General features: G+C 42.4%; 25 protein-coding genes. 7 read left to right on the plus strand and 18 right to left on the minus strand.

Translation table 11 applies throughout. The annotated features are described in order from the left end of the window. Positions 1–38: 38 nt before the first annotated feature. From M9194_RS11665 to M9194_RS21705, 11 genes are all read right to left on the minus strand, one after another. Entirely contained in the window at positions 39–263 is a 225-nt protein-coding gene (locus tag M9194_RS11665) for a hypothetical protein (protein WP_250612823.1), read from the minus strand. A gap of 91 nt (positions 264–354) precedes the next feature. Continuing rightward, a complete protein-coding gene (locus M9194_RS11670; protein WP_250612983.1) occupies positions 355–834 on the minus strand; it encodes a structural protein in 480 nt (159 codons plus the stop codon). A 2-nt stretch (positions 835–836) separates the two neighbouring features. Next, positions 837–1,448 (minus strand): hypothetical protein, encoded by a 612-nt coding sequence (locus tag M9194_RS11675; protein WP_250612824.1) that lies wholly within the window; start codon positions 1,446–1,448, stop codon positions 837–839. A 4-nt stretch (positions 1,449–1,452) separates the two neighbouring features. After that, complete coding sequence (locus M9194_RS11680) at positions 1,453–2,184, minus strand: hypothetical protein (RefSeq protein WP_250612825.1); 732 nt, start codon at positions 2,182–2,184, stop codon at positions 1,453–1,455. Beyond that, on the minus strand, positions 2,181–2,666 hold the full coding sequence (locus M9194_RS11685; protein WP_250612826.1) for a chemotaxis protein: 486 nt from the start codon (positions 2,664–2,666) through the stop codon (positions 2,181–2,183). The genes M9194_RS11680 and M9194_RS11685 overlap by 4 nt, the downstream gene beginning before the upstream one ends. Positions 2,667–2,669: 3 nt before the next feature. Next, the gene (locus tag M9194_RS11690; protein ID WP_250612827.1) at positions 2,670–3,041 is read right to left on the minus strand and encodes a DNAase; all 372 of its coding nucleotides are present in this window, start codon (positions 3,039–3,041) and stop codon (positions 2,670–2,672) included. Continuing rightward, positions 3,038–3,238, minus strand: coding sequence for a hypothetical protein (locus M9194_RS11695; RefSeq protein ID WP_250612828.1), 201 nt, complete (start codon positions 3,236–3,238; stop codon positions 3,038–3,040). Before M9194_RS11695 ends, M9194_RS11690 begins: the two co-directional genes overlap by 4 nt. Continuing rightward, a complete protein-coding gene (locus M9194_RS21700) occupies positions 3,235–3,369 on the minus strand; it encodes a hypothetical protein (RefSeq protein ID WP_284676578.1) in 135 nt (44 codons plus the stop codon). The genes M9194_RS11695 and M9194_RS21700 overlap by 4 nt, the downstream gene beginning before the upstream one ends. Positions 3,370–3,374: 5 nt before the next feature. Continuing rightward, positions 3,375–3,656: a hypothetical protein gene (locus tag M9194_RS11700; RefSeq protein ID WP_250612829.1), complete on the minus strand. Its 282-nt coding sequence runs from the start codon at positions 3,654–3,656 to the stop codon at positions 3,375–3,377. Positions 3,657–3,665: 9 nt separating this feature from the next. Further along, entirely contained in the window at positions 3,666–4,493 is an 828-nt protein-coding gene (locus tag M9194_RS11705) for a major capsid protein P2 (protein ID WP_237363788.1), read from the minus strand. A gap of 9 nt (positions 4,494–4,502) precedes the next feature. Beyond that, the gene (locus M9194_RS21705) at positions 4,503–4,631 is read right to left on the minus strand and encodes a hypothetical protein (protein WP_284676579.1); all 129 of its coding nucleotides are present in this window, start codon (positions 4,629–4,631) and stop codon (positions 4,503–4,505) included. Positions 4,632–4,893: 262 nt separating this feature from the next. Between M9194_RS21705 and M9194_RS11710 the strand changes: the two genes are divergently transcribed. Continuing rightward, positions 4,894–5,526 carry a hypothetical protein gene (locus M9194_RS11710; protein ID WP_250612830.1) on the plus strand — a complete coding sequence of 211 codons (633 nt, stop codon included), beginning with the start codon at positions 4,894–4,896 and terminating at the stop codon, positions 5,524–5,526. A gap of 3 nt (positions 5,527–5,529) precedes the next feature. On the opposite strand, the gene M9194_RS11715 is transcribed toward M9194_RS11710, so the two are convergent. From M9194_RS11715 to M9194_RS11745, 7 genes are read right to left on the minus strand one after another with little or no spacing between them, the layout of a single operon-like run. Beyond that, complete coding sequence (locus tag M9194_RS11715; protein WP_250612831.1) at positions 5,530–6,285, minus strand: hypothetical protein; 756 nt, start codon at positions 6,283–6,285, stop codon at positions 5,530–5,532. Then, entirely contained in the window at positions 6,251–6,736 is a 486-nt protein-coding gene (locus M9194_RS11720) for a hypothetical protein (RefSeq protein WP_250612832.1), read from the minus strand. Before M9194_RS11720 ends, M9194_RS11715 begins: the two co-directional genes overlap by 35 nt. Then, complete coding sequence (locus M9194_RS11725; RefSeq protein ID WP_250612833.1) at positions 6,723–7,199, minus strand: hypothetical protein; 477 nt, start codon at positions 7,197–7,199, stop codon at positions 6,723–6,725. The genes M9194_RS11720 and M9194_RS11725 overlap by 14 nt, the downstream gene beginning before the upstream one ends. Next, a complete protein-coding gene (locus M9194_RS11730) occupies positions 7,192–7,524 on the minus strand; it encodes a hypothetical protein (RefSeq protein WP_250612834.1) in 333 nt (110 codons plus the stop codon). Before M9194_RS11730 ends, M9194_RS11725 begins: the two co-directional genes overlap by 8 nt. An 18-nt stretch (positions 7,525–7,542) precedes the next feature. Further along, complete coding sequence (locus M9194_RS11735) at positions 7,543–9,336, minus strand: replication endonuclease (protein WP_250612835.1); 1,794 nt, start codon at positions 9,334–9,336, stop codon at positions 7,543–7,545. A gap of 2 nt (positions 9,337–9,338) precedes the next feature. Then, positions 9,339–9,530 carry a hypothetical protein gene (locus M9194_RS11740; RefSeq protein WP_250612836.1) on the minus strand — a complete coding sequence of 64 codons (192 nt, stop codon included), beginning with the start codon at positions 9,528–9,530 and terminating at the stop codon, positions 9,339–9,341. Positions 9,531–9,545: 15 nt separating this feature from the next. Continuing rightward, entirely contained in the window at positions 9,546–9,797 is a 252-nt protein-coding gene (locus tag M9194_RS11745) for a helix-turn-helix domain-containing protein (RefSeq protein ID WP_250612837.1), read from the minus strand. A gap of 106 nt (positions 9,798–9,903) precedes the next feature. Between M9194_RS11745 and M9194_RS11750 the strand changes: the two genes are divergently transcribed. From M9194_RS11750 to M9194_RS11775, 6 genes are all read left to right on the plus strand, one after another. Then, a complete protein-coding gene (locus M9194_RS11750) occupies positions 9,904–10,566 on the plus strand; it encodes a helix-turn-helix domain-containing protein (RefSeq protein WP_250612838.1) in 663 nt (220 codons plus the stop codon). Next, the gene (locus M9194_RS11755) at positions 10,563–11,549 is read left to right on the plus strand and encodes a phage integrase (protein WP_250612839.1); all 987 of its coding nucleotides are present in this window, start codon (positions 10,563–10,565) and stop codon (positions 11,547–11,549) included. The genes M9194_RS11750 and M9194_RS11755 overlap by 4 nt, the downstream gene beginning before the upstream one ends. A 92-nt stretch (positions 11,550–11,641) precedes the next feature. Then, entirely contained in the window at positions 11,642–12,262 is a 621-nt protein-coding gene (locus M9194_RS11760) for a hypothetical protein (protein ID WP_250612840.1), read from the plus strand. Between the two features lie 1,273 nt (positions 12,263–13,535). Further along, a complete protein-coding gene (locus tag M9194_RS11765; RefSeq protein ID WP_250612841.1) occupies positions 13,536–14,579 on the plus strand; it encodes an AfsA-related hotdog domain-containing protein in 1,044 nt (347 codons plus the stop codon). A gap of 5 nt (positions 14,580–14,584) precedes the next feature. Continuing rightward, a complete protein-coding gene (locus tag M9194_RS11770; RefSeq protein ID WP_250612842.1) occupies positions 14,585–15,229 on the plus strand; it encodes an HAD-IA family hydrolase in 645 nt (214 codons plus the stop codon). A gap of 3 nt (positions 15,230–15,232) precedes the next feature. Further along, entirely contained in the window at positions 15,233–16,447 is a 1,215-nt protein-coding gene (locus M9194_RS11775; protein WP_250612843.1) for a cytochrome P450, read from the plus strand. Position 16,448 lies beyond the last annotated feature (1 nt).

Here is a 16,448-nt window from a genome sequence, read left to right on the forward strand (position 1 = left end):
TTTAACAAAATTCAAAAAAGAATATGGCTCAACCTAATTTACGAATTAAACTCATCCCTAACCATCTCCCAAACCCCAATCAGGATTGGGAGAGTGGTACCGATAATCCCGCCGTATTCAATGCCTTTTGATGTCACATTTGCAGTCAATAAATCAGGATGACCAACCGCTAAAGCAACACCCGCACTTATCAGTGCCAAGCCCTTTTTAGTTGAAGGCTGGTCGAGATCGATACCCATTTTATCTTTGATAAACTTCTTCATAACACTTTCCATTGTTTCAGGTATTTGAGCGCAAATGCGGCCAGTACTGCTGCTAACACCGTGATTGCTACCCTTTTCCAGTCTTCTGAGTTCATGCCATCCGTACCCCTTCTTGCGCTTGTTCAAGCGAGTAGTAGCGCCCGACTTCCATTACCGACATTGCATGCAACATCTTGGCTAGAGTGGCATCGCTGCTTAGGTTGATAGGCTCATTGGCATTGATACCAAGTTGGCTTGCTACAAAACTGGCGTAGTTATCCGAGTCGTTCTCATGGCTTGGCGCAAACTTGTAGATGATCTCTTCTATGGTTTCGAGTCCGTAACGGCCTTGATAGCTATCGCGCAAAAGGATTGCTCCCGCCCGAAAACCATATTCGGGTGCTCGAAAGGTTTCAAAACGGCTATCCACTGACGGTGACACTTTACCTACCCAATTGTTATTGGCATTACTTTCAATATTGAGTGGGTTGTTTGCCCTCACCCCACGAGGCGCACTACCAATCGAAATACCACCTGCTTTCATCGCTACCCCCAACACCAATACAATGACTGCTGCTATCAGAACCGGCATCATTACATTTGCACCGAGAAATCTACTGGAAGTGAAGAAGCCATCACTTCGCCATACAACATCAAAACGCCCTTCACGCTACTAATAGAAAACGAACCACCATTCGGCTGTATTTTGCTTTCTTCGCTGAGCATCGGACGGAGATTGTTCGGATCCCCTATCAACTTCATTTCAAAGTTGGAAAATCCACTAAGCTTCAACCTTGCCCCACCATCGCCATAATTTAATCGTGGCAAAGCCCGGAGCGGGCCAAACATATCGCTACTCCAATACAAATTACTGCCCATTGCATCGGCTGGGTTACCTGTCACATACACATCCGCGTCCACAAACAGATTTAATATCGGATCATCGGTATACGGCTGGGTTGTCGGATAAAGGTTAGAAAGCTTTGCCAGTGAAATGGTTTTTGCCCCTGAGATAGAGCCATCTGCGATCGCTATTTCTTCAACATCTTGTGAGATTAAAATTTGTTCAGGCACTTGCATCACGCCTGAGCTATCTTTAATCACAAAGGGCAAGGTAATGGCGCCGCTAATCATCGAGTTAACATGCTGTGCTATGTGTTCTATTTTGTTTCGGTTACTACCCGTCGGTAGAGTAAGGTCACCCATGTTCCTAAACCTCTATAATGTGTACCGAGTCTGCTGCATCGCCCGTGATGACTAGCTCTGTGCGTGTCGAAAGTTCTAACCGCTCTCCCGCCTCGAGAGGAAAGTCACCAGCAACCCAAATACTTTGTGAGTTGCTAGCACTCGCTTTTATCACCACTTTTTGCCTTGCTAGATTCTCTGCAACGGTCAGTGGCAAGTTGCCTTGTTGGGCGTTAATGCTACTGCTAACTTTTTGTGCAATTTCTTGGTCTGCTGCGATTTCTACAGCGGGTAACTGAACCACTTCGACAGACTGATTTTCCGCAATCTGCACCGCTGGCAGCTCACTCACTTTGATGGATTGGTCTGCAGCAATCTCTACGCTGGGCAAGCTACTTACCGCTAGACTTTGGCCGTCTTCGATTTCGACTTTCGGCAAGCTATCAATCGAGACAGATTGACCGTCCGCAATTTCTAGTGCTGGCATAGCGCTTACAACAACGCTTTGCCCGTCGATATTCGCGGGCGGGACAAAATCCCCATAACCGAATTCCAGCGAGATTTCTTGGTCAATATCGGAGTACACCAATACCCGTCCTACGCTTTGAGCGCTTTTGACTACCGAGTGCTTTTTCACTGTCACTCTATCGCCAAGTGAAGTTTCAAACTCCACCTCTTGAGAAGCCGATTCAAGGTATAGCCAATTACCCGCGATATTGATGGGAATAGGGTTGTTAGCACGTAAACTTAACTTCATCGTTTCACCGCCATAATTGCTACGCCGCCTAACACTACCGAGATGACCACCATCATGATCACTTGCTGCTGCTTGTTCTCACTCGCTCCGCCATCTTGGTTAAACTTGGCTAAGTCCATCAACGCATCAAGGTTCTTGGTATTTTGCTCGGCTTGGTTACCCGCAAGCCCTGCCATCACCTGCAGGTTTTCGCTGTGACTCGAAGAGATGTCTTCCAACGCATTTTCTGCAAAGTCCATCGAGTTCACGTTGACCTGATTGGCATGCTCTAATGCTTGCTCAAACATCTCACCGCTTTGCTCGACTAACTCGCCGCCTAGCTCGAAGGCATGTTTGACGGCTCCGTGATCGGTAGCCGTGACATTCACCGTTGAATTGTTAACACCACTTATCGCCGTACCAAGGTTGTCACCCGATATCGCCGTTTGGCCGCTGACGTTGGTTGACTGTGTTGTATTACTTGAGCTTGATTTACCACCCATGATTTACACTCTCATTTCTAATCGTGTGGTTTTCTGCAAAGTTTGCTCACTGGTATCGAGTGGCCTGACTAACCGAGCTAACCCATCAAAATAGGTCTCCGCTGAGATGTTTGAGAGCCCGCTTCGCCTCACGTATTGAGTCAATTCTCGAATACCACTCACTACCCCATGACCAACCACACCCCATAAGTAATAAGAATCGTCTAATACTTCTCCTGCGATAATGAGGTTGTGGTTATCACCTTGCAGCTGATACACGCTGACCCGTCCCGCTTTGACTTCACTTTTCAGTAATTCAAAATCTTTAGGGCAAGCACGAAAGGCGACTTTTAACCGCTCAACTGCTTTTGAGCACTGGCTGACACACTCGATCATTTCTTTAGCATCCAATAAGCAATGGCAAGCACCACTGCACCGAGTAACCAAGGGCTAATACCTTGGCTGCCCATGTTGATGGCACCAATAGTCTGACCGCTGTAGTTGCCACTGCTGGCCGTCGATGGCCCTGCATCCCCTCCCGAAATAGGCATTGAACCGCTATTGGTTAACCCGCCTCCGACTGCTGGTATCATGCTCGCCCCTTAATCAGCATGTAGCCGACAATTAGCAGCACTCCGATAGCGATTAACTTGTTGGATCCGTTTGAAACTTGAAAGCCAAGAAAGCCGCCACCGAGAAACACTGCTGGAAGTAAAAAAGGCATCTTGATTACCTCCGCTTCATCACTAGCAGCACGACAACTAAACCAAACACCATTGCCGCCCCCATGAGTACCATAGGATTGCTAAACAGTCCTTGAGATGGCACCGCTAGGGGCTGGCCGTCTGCGGTTTGTCCTTCGACTTGGCTTTTACGCGCTTCATCCGGATCGCTGGCTTGTTGCTTTGATAAATCATTTTCAACACTGCCCGTTATCCAAGAGCTGCCCGCACTGGTTACCGAATCGAGTAGCTCACCACCTGCCTCACTTAATGAATCTAACCAACTCATCTTGCCCCCTTACGCAGAGGGCTTAGGCACAGCGACTTGCTCAATGGCCTCAATAATCAATGGCACACTGCCCGACGCGCTTTTCTCGAGCTCAAACTGCAGTGCTCGCACCGCTTGCGTCTTGAGCTTACTTTCAGAGCCAAACCCAGTTCGAACAAAATCAAGAGAGAACCAACCATCATTTTGCTCAAGCCCTGCATACGACAAGTCAAATGCGTTGTCTTCTTTGCTGACGTTCATCTCTTCGCGATCATCACGCAGCACTCGAGCTCGAATAATGGACGAGTCTTTAAAGTGAATACGTTTGATGCTTAAGTAAGGTGAACGCTCCGACCAATCAAAAGGAGTTCGGCCTGCAGCACTGGCAAACCAAGTCAATGAATAGAGCCTTGGCATAAACACACGCTGCGTTTGCGCTTCAGTAATATGAGCCCTTGCTCGAATACTTGGTGCGGCTGCACTTTTCGACACAAGCTGGATATACACAAACCAGATTTCGCCTGGCAATGTCACCAACTCACCTTGGCGCACCCCTAACTTAGTACGCATGGTCATGTCAGAGAACGGGATTACATAGCGACCTGCTGAAACGTAGTTGGAGCGGTGCTCTTGTAAATCCACCATGTCTTGACCAGACAGTGAAATGATTTCTTTACCGTTGTACGTAATACGCACCCGCTCAATGTCCGCTGGATCAGAGATGTCAGTGACTAGCTCAAGGTTCTGGTACGTTGGGCCAGACACCAAGCGCAAAGTGGCTTGATTGCCCCACGCGACACCTTCGACCGGATCAAGCTCTTTCGGACGTGGATTAAATAGCGTATTTAAAGCTTCCATATCGCCCCCTTAAAACCAGCCAGAGTCGCCGCTGATCACTTCTTTTAGTGATTGCAATGTCGAGATGTTGTTAATCACCGCTATAACCAACAGCGTTGCTAACACCGTCATCAACATCGTTTTGTTGCTTTTACTCATGATTCGCCTTTATTAATGTGAACAAATTCATCATGAGTTATGAAAGGCTAAGTTTTGGAGGTTGGGAAGGAGCGTATACCTATAGGTTGAATGGACTACCTATAGGCTGAATGAAAAAGATCAAATTTATATATTTTGTGAACTCGATGAAAGATAAACATCACATTGCATAAAAAAGTACGTAAAAGCTCTAGCTCAACCTAGAGATCTTGCTTCTAGATATGGATAATGCCGACCATCAGTATTATTACTAGGACGTAGTGTGGAAGCAATTATCAAGCTTATATCCCAAGCATATGATCTTAACGTAACTTATGTAGTTATTTCACTAGTATTCATTTTCTTGTACAAGAAACTCAAGTTAAGACAAGATCGAGCTAAAAAGGACAAAATCAGTCGCATATCTACGATGATAAGTGAAATAGAGAGAAACAGCCCGCTAAAATATCACTTTGTAGTTGAACAACTGTTTTTACAAAGGTTTGGAGTTCTTATAGATTACCCAGCAATAAAGTACTTCATGAAATCAGAAAGGCCAAGTGCTAATTTTGTCAATTATGTACTCGGAAAGAAATATGTTCAGTTCGATAAAAATTACTCTTCTATTTCGTACAAAGAAGGTTATAAAAGAAAAAGAATAGGAAGGCTTATTAAGTTAGATTTTTTCTTTTATGGAGTATTTTCTTTTGTGGGGCTACTAATTATATTTAGCTTTCCTAATGTTACTATCAGCATGCAGCCTTGGGCGAAGGTAGCATACCTACTAAGTGGTGTTTGTGCACTTATTGTTGCGTATATCTATATAGATGATTCAGTAAGGCTTCAGTCAGCTATAGACCTTATTGAACAAAACCAAAATTCTCGAACGATCAATAGCCCTTTAGCCATTAAGTAATATTTAGGGGCTATGGTCCCCCTGAGCACAAGCCAACCTATTCATTTCAACATTCCCAATTCCATCCCTAACAAGCAGATACTCAGCAATAGGTTGGCCGATTTTCTGCTTGTTCACTTTAGCCGAAGTTAATGCAGCAATATCATTTATATTGAGCCCTTTCTTATCAGCTAACCACTTCGCATCTGACATCGAGTTCACTGCGCCGATCCACCATGTTGATGACTGTTCAGTCACGGTTTTGGGCACCTCTTGCCCTCGCTGAAAAATAGAGTGGATTACTAAGCCATACTGACGACCACCACGCAGTAATTCACCCGCTTTACCTTTTAGCTTTCCGGTTGTTTCCGCACAACTTGCTAGCTCTTCTATCACAACATGCATCTTGGAGGCTCGACCGTTCCCAAGCGCCCACACCACCGAGCTGAAAAACTCTAGCTCTTCTGATGTTGCGCCATTTCTAGGCACATAAGCGAGCTTAAATGACTTACCTCGCTTGCGAGCAAGAATTAAGGTTTTTAAAAACTCAGATCGAACACTCACGCCAAAGCACATTTGCCCCTGAAATTTTTGTCCTGCGTAATTTCGGTATGGATCAAAAAAGACGGCTTGAGAACCTTTTGGCACTAGCCCGAGATATTTCACAGCTGAGGTTTTCCCGCCGCCTGTTCCGGCGACGTAAATAACGTGCTCTGCATCGTGTGCTGGGTTTGAGTTTACTGGATTAGGCAGCGATAGAGGCTGATTCTTTCTTGGCATTTTTTTCCTTCTCCCTTTGACGCTTTTCTTCTTTTAGCTCACTCAGGTGAAGACGTGAGGAGTAAATTAAATGACCAAGCGCGCACAACAAAACAAGCTCACCTGCATAGCTGCCACATGCAGCCAACCATTGACCACCATATTTAGCGATAACTGGCACCGCAGCCTCACTCACTTTTTGCTTACCTTCTTCGTCTAGTTGAAACTTCACACCTGAAATAACAGAGGTAGCTATTTCTGTTACACCAAATACAGCCCCTAAAGAGGTTTCTATCATCGCGGCTGTAGCTGGCGATACCTCGTTTTCTTTAGGTGTTTCCTCTTCCTGTTTTTGCTCCTCTGCTTCGACTGCTTGCTTTTTCTCATCTTCATGCATCGTAGCTGCGCTTTTAAAAAGCGCGCTCCAGTGGTCTTGAGCCGCAATACTCTCTGGACTATCAATTGTCTCCATCAGCAGCCTCCTCCACTTTTTTCTTTGGCAACAACGTGCGAACCATCCAAGCCCCTGCCATCAACGCACACAAGAACATCAATACACGCTTTGTCGAGAATATTGAGTGCTTTTCTTCCGGTTTCACTTCGGTTAGAGGCTCGGTTAAAACTTGGCTTTCAACGTTGCTGGTACTGACTTCTGAGACAATGACTTCCACAGGCTCTTTAACCAATGGCTGATCGGTATCTAACGTGTTTTCATCTTCAGCCATATTGGTTTCGATGAACGAATTGACACTTTTGCTGATCGAGCTGTTACCGCATTTAGGGCAGCGATAATATTTCAAACCGAGGTTGCGACTGTTTTTCGGGGGCTCTCCCTCAGCAATCAGTTTGCCTTCCCCTACGTTGTGAACCGTGGCTACCGAACTGCAAACCGGACAAACAACCGCTCCCCTTACTGGATTGTCGTACTTACTCATTCACCACCTCACCGTCTTCCATATCAAAATCTTGTATCAATGACAGCTCGTCCAAATCACTTTGAACGCACTCACGGTATTTAAGGCGAGCCACCGCATTTAGGCGGGTAAGATGTTCTAGCTTTTCGAAAAAATTCTCTGATAAGCCGATAGCTTCAGGCGATACATTGCCTGAAAAAAACATCTTGGTCGCTTTCTTGATAAGCTCCTGCATATCCATGTCCTTGAACTTAGCGACTTCCGATTCAACACTGGCTGCTAGCTGATCGGCTGCATCCAGTGCTAACAAATCTCGGCGACATTCATCTATTGAAAGTTTTTTCATGGTGTTTTCCTATTTTCATTACGTCATTAATCGCCCTTGCCTGAGTGACAAGGTAGTGTATTGGTCTATGGGAACTTTGAGCCCTCGAGAGAGGGGCTGAATGAGGCATTGCACTCCGGTTTGCTTCCATCCGGTCGCAGTCATTAATGCCTTTTCTAAAGAAGAGATTTCAGAGTTACAGTTATTTTCAGTGCTCCAAGGTAATGCGCTCCGCGCATTTTGAAGACGCTGCACGTCTTTTTTCTTCACGATGCTATAGCACTCGCTAGCGGTTTTGATGAGTTGCCCCAACCAAGAAAAACCGATCACCTTTTTGACCGTTTCACCGTATTGGTTTTGCTTCTCTTCATAGACCACTTTCGCTTTACCTGCGAGCTTGCAAAACAGCGCCCATTTTGAGGTGTCAGCTGCTACATAGAGTGCTTTTAGCTCCGGATCTACCTCTATTTTCTCTTTGGTAGATCGACGCAAATTGCGCCATAACGATACAGGTTCACCACCAAACTGCTGAAATTGACGAACTCTGTGAACCGATGACCAGCCCCTTACTCGGTAGGCTGCTTCTTCAGATTCGTCCTCAGGCATATGCTTGCCATTGATGTTTTTAGAGACATATTTCGCCATGTACGCAGTCGCACCACCTTTTTGCGGATCGGCTTCTTTCACATCGAAGCGAGGAGAAATATTGTTGCCTAATTCCTCCCTGTCTTCTTCAATCGCACAGCCTTCTAGGATGGAGATAACTTGATCTTTGTCTTTGGGTGAACAAAATAGAAAATAGTGCGCGTGACTAGTTGCATCTTTATGAGGTTCGGCAACACGAAAGCCGAAATACTCAATATCTGTTTTTGCAATCAGTGCTCGAGCTTTCGCCCACTTGTGCATGAGAGCATTATGGCCTTCTTTTACTGACGCGCCATTCCATTTGCTCGATACTCGGTGATATTTACTCGGCAGTGTCCAAGTGATGAAAAGCGCAGTGAACCCTAAGTCTTGAGCCAGCTCTTCAAAGCCTCGACAACGTACCATCATTTCAATACGCCGATTCTCTGGGTTGGCCGTTGTGCGTTTTACCACTTCCGCTAAATCGAACGCCTCCCCTGTGTCGTTATTCATGACTGCCATAGCTTCTACAAACTTGGTAGCTTCACGTTGTTTGCGTTTCCAGTTAGAAAAAGACATGGCACTAATGAAAGGGGCTTGGTGTTTTGACTCTCCGACTCTCTCGAGCGCTATTTGGGTGTACTCGATATATTGAGTACGAAGCTGTAGCAGCCGTCCTTCAATCCATTTGTCCGACTGCATTTTTAGCGCTGCAATTTCTAAATCTCTCTCGAGTTCATCCGGTTTATTTTTGCGCTTTTTGAAGTTGATATTTGGCGGGTTAACGTGAATGAAACGAAGCTGTTCACGTTGTTGGTGATACACATGTTCAAGCGCGTCGAGATAACAATCAAACTGCTCAGCTAGGCTTTCATCACATAGCAGCATCGAGCATTTATCTGAGTAGACCTTTGACAGCTTCTCTACCGCATCGTCACGCATCAAAATGTCATGGCTTAGTGCTTCAGCCTTGGCTTTATGCCGACAATCGACGAAAGAAAACTTATCTTCGATAAATGCGGCACGCTTTAAACCGAATTTAACCGCTTCTTCCGCGGCTTTAATGAGGTTAGCTTGAGTGGGGTTCGCTCGGTTAAGCCTAGCAGTTATCTTTCGCTTAACATCCGCTCGAACCATTGGCGGCAACCGAGGAAAAAAGCGGCGAGTGAACGCCGAACCTTGAAGAATATCACCCACACTCATTGCCATGCTTACCCCCAACAATCCGATTCATTACATTGGTAACGAAGCGGTTTAGCTTTTCGCTTGGCGTTTTTATCTAAACCGTGTTTTTCGCGTAGTTTTTGGATAAGAAAAATAGAGCGCTGACGCTTCTTAGGATCTGGGCAAACCATGCCCTGCATATCAGGGCACAACTTATGAATGGGATCAGATACTTGCATAAGACTATCCTCGTATTAAATGGCGGCTTTCCAATGAGTAAATTCTTGAGCTTGCTCTTCGGCAAACTCTTCGAGTGCTTTCATGTTGATAAGAATGCGCCCTCGCCTTCCTCCTTCACGCTGAATCACAGGGAGTTTTCCGTTTTGAACCTGACATTTCACAGCGTCGACGCTAAAACCTGCGAGCTCGGCGTACTTTTCTGGGGTCACAAATGGGGCATAGTGATTGAATGATTTATTTCCTGACGCGTCATTATGGTCTATCATGCTTTACAACCTCTCATTGAAATACCAATGATGTTTTACTTTGTTTGTTTAAGGTTTATTAAATACGCAACAAGTTTGTGTTTCAATTGTTTTATTAAGGTTCATTATGCGTGAATGGTTTCTGAGCTCTGAGTTAATAGGTCTAAAAGGCATGCCCAATTCCCTAACAGGCATTGGACAAAAAGCACGTAGAAACAACTGGTTAAGTAGAAAGGCTTCTGGTAATGGTCGCGCAATGGAGTACCATGTCTCCAATTTTCATGAGGATGTGGTCAAAGAGCTCGAAGCCAAGTACGGCAAGGTTTCAGGCGCAAATGGCTCATCTATTTATGCTGTGAATGAGGTTTGTGAATCGGTTCACGTTCCTGAGTTCGACGTCAAAGCCGCAGCAGGGGCTGGAATACTTGTCAGCGGAGAACATCAAATCGGTAAGTTTTCGGTTTCCGCTCAGTTAATTAAAGATTTAGATCTGCATCCAGACCATACCGCTGTCATTTTCTGTGCAGGTTCTAGCATGTTACCGACGATTAGCGACAATGATCGTATTCTAGTGGACACGCGAGAGCTGACTGAACCGGTTAAAGATGGGGTCTATGTCATTCGTATTGATGACATGGTGTATGTAAAGCGCCTCAAATGGAATATCTTGCAACAAGGGTATGAGATCGTATCAGATAACCCCGAGTTCGATAGCTTTTCCATGTTTGGGGAAGACCTAAACCGATTAAAAATCATCGGTCGGGCAGCAATGGTCATGCGTTCTCTATGACGATAAAGAAAGAAGGCGACAAATGGCAGGTAGATATTCGTCCCGCTGGTCGGGCGGGTAAACGCTACCGCCGTAAATTTGATAAAAAGTCTGAGGCATTAGCTTACGAAAAGCACATTCTAAGCACAGCACATGCAAAAGAATGGTTAGATACGCCTAAAGATAAACGCCGACTTTCTGAACTCATTGAAATTTGGTGGCTTAAAGCGGGTCAGTTTAAACGAACCGCCAAAGCCTACCACAGCATTTTAAAGCTCATCTGTGAAGAACTTGGCAACCCAACAGCCGATAAAATCAATGCAAAGCTAATAACTAACTGGCAATTAATGCGAGCGGATAAAGGCCATAAATCGAGCACTATTCGCAGAGCGACAAACTGTATCAGTAATGTGTTTACCGAGCTGATTGCAACGGGTGACTTTGCACATGAGAACCCGCTGAAAGGTATTAAACGGCCTGTAGAAAAACGCCCTGAGATGACCTATCTCACTCTCGAGCAAATCGAAGTGCTCCGAAACGCAGTGAAAGACGATATTGAATTGCTAAACGCCGTCGATATTTGTTTGGCTACGGGGTCAAGGTGGCGTGAGATGATAAGTCTTAAAAGCAGCAACCTATCCCCTCATCGGATCCGCTTTACCGAAACTAAAACGGATAAGTCGAGAACTGTGCCGATTAGCGAAGAGCTGTATAACCGCATTTATCCAAAATATGGTGGCTCACTTTTTACTAGCGATCCGCAGCAGAAGCTACGCAGAAAGATAAAGACGCTTGGCTTTGACCTACCGACAGGCCAAAAAGTACATATCTTGCGACATACGTTTGCAAGCTACTTCATTATGAATGGCGGGAACATATTAACGCTGCAAAAAATTCTAGGTCATTCAGACATTCAACAAACGATGGAGTACGCTCATTTAGCACCGGATTATTTGCAGGATGCTGTGACTTTAAACCCACTATCTAGGATCAATAGTGCTTGAATCTTTATATGATTAGCAAACAAATTTATGCTCATATCTTGAGCGAATCCTAGTTGGCTTCTTCTTGAATGGTTTGAACACGGATGTAAGAAATGAAAGCTGAGTGGCAAGATTTTTGGCGAGACATTTTAAAAAATATAATTGATAAACTCTTAGTCGGTGGAATAGTTGGAGTGGCAATTTTTCTAAGTACTCAATGGCTTGAAAGCTACAAACAGCTGAACTCAACAAATATAGAAATAAATCAAAAGAAAATTGAAAAATTAGCTGAGGTTTGGGAACAAGCATACTTACTGGATAAACACTTTCAAAAATACGAGTCCATATATGTTGAAATAGATAAAACATTTAAGGGGGCTCTTAATTCCATGAAGAATAATTTGAAACATGGTGCTCATGTAAAAGATGAAGAGCGCAAAATTTATGACTTAGAAGCAAAAACTAAGGATAAGTACTCCAAAAAACTCGCCGAAGCAAACAAGGAGCATCTTAGGCTATTTCAGAAAACTTTAGATAAAAACCGTTTTTGGATAGAAGATAAGTACTTAATACCACTTGAAGAGTACTCTCATGCAGTTGGTGAGCTTGCTCGGCTTTTACCTTTAAAAAATGCAGACTCTATAGCGAAAGCTCGCGTTCTTGAAAAGAGAATCAGTAGACTCTCTATTACGATAAATGATGTAAGAAATGAAATTTTGCATGATGGTATATAACAACTAGACATTCCTTAGTGTCCACAAATTGACCACATAATTTATTTTTCGTCACTTTTTATCATTTTTCGGATCGTTTAATTATGTTGTATTTAAATAACTTTACGTTTTATGACTTCTCATGAAATGTAATTTATTTCCCTCCTAAGGGGCAGGTCATAGGTTCGAATCCTATCGGGAGCGCCATTTTAAAAGGGCTAAGCGGTTAGTAACCACTTAGCTTTTTCTCTTTTTAAAATCCTGTGTAGCAAATATGTAGCAGATTTTTTGTTGATTAAAAAACGATAGTGTTACTCAGCGCACAAAATTCCTATCTGTACTTAGTTACTCCGCCGACCAAAATACAAATTACGATGCCATTTGTGTGTTTATGAAAAGCGAAATCCTTTCTAGTTAGAAATTTGTGCCGAAAGAGAAATATTCGGATTAAAAAGTATCAAGCACACGAAAATACTGGTTTGGTCTGATCGACAGAAGTTGTATTGAAACGGATTTTACAGCTCTTCCCAAAGAAAAACGGTAAACCTACTAACGTGATCATATTGACCTGAGTTAATGTCTATACAGACCTCTCTTCCGTTTTGAATTTACTTGGAATAGACGTTCTTCTACCACAAAACACCGATGGCATCAGAACAGAAGTTGCTCCATTTAAAACAATGGAGGGCTAAATAGGTGACCCGTATCCTTGATGAACCTGTCTACATCTCCAAAAACATCTCCCTATTGCTCCTCCCTTTCAGCTTCCGAAACTTGCACGTTTATGTTGAACGGGCATTCTTATTTTCCGCTGTGGTTTCTTAGAGTCTTCAATAGCCCTGGGTACCTTTTTTCGATGTGGCTCCTCCTCAAAGTAGCGAGAGATCGATTTCCACGATCGACATGGGAAATTAACCCTGACTCTTTAAGAACTTTAAAGTGATGGGATCTAGTCGCTTTAGTCACAGAAAGGTTGAAACTGGAACAGTGCCTTTCAGCTCCTTCTTCATCATTTATTAAATCAATGACAACTTTAAGCCGTATTGGATGAGCTAGAGCTTTGAACACTTCCAGAAGCTCTGAAGTGTGTGGGTATGGAGAATACTTAATCATATAGGATCCTATTAAAATAATTAATAAACCATTGACATTGAAACTAAATGCACATATTGTTTGCCCCTATTAGAAGGTTGGCTCCAATACATACGTATGTCTATGTTCGAACCATGGGCAATAATAATTATAATATTTATAAAAAACAATGTCAGAAAACTAGGAAATAGCCCCAGGAGATATGATGCAGATCGATACAGCTTCAATATGCTCGAAACTCAAGCATTTAGAAACCAACATGTTTGCCAAAAAAGAATATGAATCTAGTTGCTCTTACACTACCACTGTCAGTAAAGAGTTGGTACATAGAGCCGCTGTGAGCGAAGTGTTTTTAACAGATGTAAATAAACTTGGATATGAGCGGTTCATTACTGGAGCACACCTACCAAGAACTCATTCATATTATAATGATATACCATCTGAAGAGAAATATTATGATAACATTCTCTTATTAGAAGTATGTCGTCAGTCGTCAATAATCATAACACATCACTATTATGAAATTCCTTTGTCGGCTAAGTTCATTTTCAATGAAGCCAAGTTTACCATAAATAACTTTCACGCACTCAGGGTCAAAGAGACTGCTTCTAATGTACTAACAGAAGTTAATGTTATCTCGGAAGACAAAAGAAATAACAAGCTTATCGGCCTAACATTCGAAATGAAAGTTTATATTGATGGCCTTCTTTGTGCTACTAAATTAATGGATATAACATGGCTAGAAGCAGCACTCTGGAAGAAGATAAGAAGAAAACCAATTAAAGATGCCGAAGCTTTATATGAGAAAAACTCAGTTGACACGCCGACAACCCTAAAGCTTGAAGAAAGTGAATTAGTTGGCCGAGGAAAATCAGATAACGTCGTAATATATAAACCCGAAAAAGCTGAAGAAGATAAGACTAGGTTTAAGATATTTGTAAATGAATATCATCCAGCCATATTTGACCATCCTTTAGATCATATCCCTGGGATGTTAATCATTGAATCATTTCGACAATCTTCTATAAAGTTCCTACTAGATAACTACAGATTGAAACATGATGATATCTATATGAAAGTTATAAATATAGATTTCGTCAAATTCGCGGAACTTTTGATTGATACATACTGTTATATAGAAAATGTGTGTGTTGACGAAAGGACTAATGATATAAAGATGGTTTTGTCAGTTAGACAAAATAACTCTATTTCTGCTCTGGTCAATATTACTTACTCCGGAATATAATTACAATGAATGACATTATTATCTGGTTTGACTTCGGAGGTGTGCTTTCTCCTCCAATCAATACTCTATTCGATATTTACTTCGAGAAAACTGGTATTCCTCCAGAAATTCTGAAAGAAGCAATGGAAAAGGTCGCTAGTGATATGGGGCTGGAAATGTTATCCCCAATAGAAAATGCTTTAATTTCAGAGAGAGAGTGGGGAGTAAAATTAGAAGAGTATATAAACTCTGCATATACAGAAATCGATACCTCACAAGCTGACTTCAAAATGTTTGGTAAGCAATGGTTTGGAAATGTTGAACCAAACATACGTATGATTGAAGAATTTAAAAGGCTTAAGAACTGTGGCGTAACAGTAGGTATCCTTACAAACAATGTAATTGAATGGGAGTCCCATTGGAGAAATATGGTAGGGTTGGATGATGTAGCCGACTTTATTGTAGATTCCTCTAAAGAGAAGCGAAGGAAACCAGAACCGGAGTTTTATTATCTGGCTGAACGGTATTCTGGTCGATCGGGTGATAAATGCGTTCTTATTGATGATCTTATTGTTAACTGTAAATCAGCTGAGAATCGAGGTTGGAAAACAGTTAATTTTATTAACAACGATCAAGCCATTTCAGAATTACGAAGTCTTATCAGAATATAGAAAATGAATGTAAAAGTTAACAAAAAACTGGCTCGAATAGATGATGTACATAATTACGACCCAGAACCAGCATATAAAGTAATCAAACAAGCCACATATAAAAGCCATGGAAAAATCGAAATTCTAAGTGGGCATGAGGCTTACCATGTTATAAATTTCTCAGATGTCAAGAGAATACTCGGAGACAACAGGTGCATTAGGGGGCCCTCAAATGATATGGGAGGCCCTAGTATACTTCCAACACTAACTCCTAAAGATCTTCTTTTAAACTTAGATTTTCCTGAGCATACGAGATTAAAAAGGTTTGTCTCTAAAGATTATAGTAGAAAATCTCTTCAATGGTTGGTTAGTTATATAAATACCATTACCAATGACTTTATAGATCATATGCTAGATGGAAGTGAACGAGATCTATTTACTGAAGTTCTTGACAATGTATCTATATATACAAATTGTAAGCTTTTAGGTATAAATTTGGAGGATAGGCATTATTTTAGAAGTTTGGCTAAGACCGTTCAAATTTCTGACAAAAACGATGTGGAGAATTTAACTTATCAGTTTGAAAAATTGTATAAATACTTAATGGAGCATGTAAATGGAGATAGGACTAGAGAACAATATGGATTAATTGATAAGTTTATTGAAACTGGAAAGGAAGTATCCCCGCCACTAAATAATGGTGAAATTGTCTCTTTACTTCTTGGTTCCCTTCTAGGAGGGGACCAGAATACACTAACAGTTATGACTAAAATCATTTATGCAGCCATAAGTATTCCTGAAGTATGGTCTGACTTATCTTCTTTTCCGGAACTTAGAGATAAGTATATTGAAGAGTTTTTAAGACTGACAAATTTGGGAAATACGTCGACATTTCCTAGGATAGCCAATCATGATATATCTATATCTTCGGGTGTAATATCAAAAGGTTCCGTTATATATGCTGATGTTTTTATGGCCAATAGAGATCCAAGTGTTTTTGTGAACCCACTAGAGATAAATCCATATAGGGATAGTGTCCGCCATCTACAGTTCGGCTATGGTATGCATAACTGTATGGGGCAAGAACTAGCACGAATCGAAATAAGAGCGGTAATAGATGTATTAGTCACTCGACTTCCGCAAGTTCGCCTTAAAGAAGGGAAAGAATTAATACGTTGGTCTGAAGGGATTATCCTCCGAAGACCTGATTCATTACCCATTACTGTGATTGAAGAGTGAT

Origin of the sequence: Vibrio sinus (genome assembly GCF_023634645.1) — a bacterium.
Lineage (GTDB): Bacteria > Pseudomonadota > Gammaproteobacteria > Enterobacterales > Vibrionaceae > Vibrio > Vibrio sinus.